We start from the raw sequence: 2,433 nt of genomic DNA, 5'->3' as shown, positions 1-2,433 counted from the left end.
GCTTCCAGGACGCCTTCCAGCAGCAGTTCAACAACATCTTCACCGACGTCTTCACCGAGCAGGTCATCCAGCAGGGCACCACCAACCAGTTCCAGGAATTCCTGGTCGCCACCACCGGCAACGACAACCTGGTGGGCGGCGATTCCAACACTCAGTTCTTGATGACCTACGGCACCAGCCTCGGCGGCACCGACACGGTGAACGGCGGCGGCGGCACGGACGAACTCGCCCTGAAGGATCTTTACGAGACTCAGGCGATCTACGACGCGACCGCCAAGACGATCACCTATTCCAACTTAAACGGCACTATCCACGGCGTCATCACCCTGACCTCGATCGAACAGGTTTTCGCCGCCGGGTCGGGCCAGACCCTCACGGGGATCAACAGCGGGGTCGCCAGCGGCGGTGCGACCCTCAATTCGGGCGCCACCGGCGTCCGTCTGGCATTCGAGGATTCGGACAGCGGCAAGGGCTACATCTGGGTCGGCGGCACTAGTGGCGACACGTTGAGCCTGGCCAACAACACGTCGCTCGGCTACGGCTCCTTGGGGCATACAATCGTCGGGGCCAACACCTTCGGCGGCATCCTGGCCGGCCTGGACGGCGACGATACCCTGACCGGTTCGGCCCACGGCGACAACATCATCTTCGGCGGCACGGGCGCGGATACCGTCAACCTGACCACCGCCGCCAGCCAGAACAACGCCCTTTACGGCGAGGCGGGCAACGACATCTTCGTCCTGACGGGCACCAACACCAACGCCTATGTCGGCGCGATCCTGGGCGGCGACGGTACCGACACGGTGAAGACCGGCGATCAGGTGTTCAACCTGGGGACTTCCGGCTTCAATCTGGCCGGAATCGAAGCCATCGAGAGTACCTACGGCGGCGGCGCCAACACCATCGTCGTCCGCAACGACTTCCTGCCCGGGGCGAGCGGCAGCGTCACCACCATCAGCGCCGGCGCCGGAAGCTCCATCCTGCAAAGCAGCGGGGCGACCTTGAACATTTACGGCGTCACCTCCCTGGATGGCGACTTCACGACGCTGAAGGCGGGCATCTCCGGATCGGCGCCCGGCATATTCTACCTGAGCGAAGCGCAGCTTTCGGGCATCACCACCTTCCAGAGCCTATACCAGGGCGGAGAGATCCACATCGTCGGCGGCGGCCCGGCCAGCTTCGTCGGCAAGACCTTCACCGATGTCACCAGTTTCTACGGGTCCAACGCGGCCAACGATACCCTCATCGCGAACTTCTCGGATATCGACACCTCGACCAGCGGCAAGAGCTTCTGGGGCATGGCGGGGACCGACACCCTGGAGATCTTCAATTCCGCCGGCACCCTGGCCGATGCCGATTTCGCCAACATCCACGGCTTCGAAACCTTCAAGCTGGCGGATGCCGCTGGTGGCGACTACACCTTCGGCAGCAATGCCCAGGCAGCCTTCGGCGGTTCCTTCACCATCGACGGCGCCGCGGTGGCCAACAACGCGGTCACCATCAACGGGTCGGGCCTGACCGGGGTCGGGTTCACCCTCGATCTCAGCAACAGCACCGCCAACAACGTCATCTACGGCGGAACCGGCAACGTCGGCAACGACACCATCACCGCCGGTTCGGGCAACGACACCATTACCGGCAACGGCGGCAGCGACGTCATCAACGTCGGGGCCGGTAACGATGTCATCAAGTACGATATCGCCCACCTCCATAGTTCCGACCCGACCACGGGCGACATCATCAAGGGCTGGGCGCAGGGAAGCGGCAGTTCGGATACCATCTGGTTCGACACTTTCGCCCTGATCGAAGGCGACGGCGTGGGGACGGGCGTGGGCGGATTGTCCGGCGAAACCACGGGCATCGATTCCGATACCATTCTGTCCAACGAATCCTCGGTAATCGTCAAGACCGCGGCGTCGGCGGCATTGACCTTCTCGACCGGGAACAGTCTGGACGCCAGCAATATCTCCACCGCCATCGGCGAAATCGTCGGGCGCTACGCCACCGCCGGCGACATCGTGAGCGGCGGCAAACATATCCTCTTGATGGAGGACGGCAACGCCACCTCGGCCAACCGGGACTTGGCGATCTTCCTGGTCAGCGACTCCAACAACAGCACCACGGTCGATTCGGGGGAAGTCAAGCTGATCGCGGTGATCCAGGACGCCGGCACCACGGCCGTCGATTCCGCCGACTTCGTCAACAATTCCTGACCCGGCATGGCCCCGAGCCGGTTCCGATGCGATGAGGATGCTCTGTGCGCGACGTCACGGCAGTGGCGGGCGCCGGAGGCCATGATAATGGACGATAGCGTGCGGCAGGCGAGAGGATGCGAGCATGTCCTTGCTTAACGAATCCGACCAGGACGGCGGGCTGATCCAACTGGCGCAGGCGGGGCGCGGCTCTTTGGGCGAGCCGATCGGCAAGGTGGAC

1 protein-coding gene is annotated in these 2,433 nt (G+C 63.7%); it reads left to right on the top strand.

Features of this window, described 5'->3' with window-relative positions:
- Positions 1-2,213, top strand: a 2,213-nt coding sequence (locus tag H7841_18255; protein ID MEO5338801.1) for a hypothetical protein, incomplete at its 5' end; no start/stop codon positions are given.
- Positions 2,214-2,433: the final 220 nt, after the last annotated feature.

This window comes from Magnetospirillum sp. WYHS-4 (assembly GCA_039908345.1).
Classification (GTDB): domain Bacteria; phylum Pseudomonadota; class Alphaproteobacteria; order Rhodospirillales; family GLO-3; genus JAMOBD01.
This window is presented reverse-complemented; position numbering and strand designations above follow the sequence as displayed.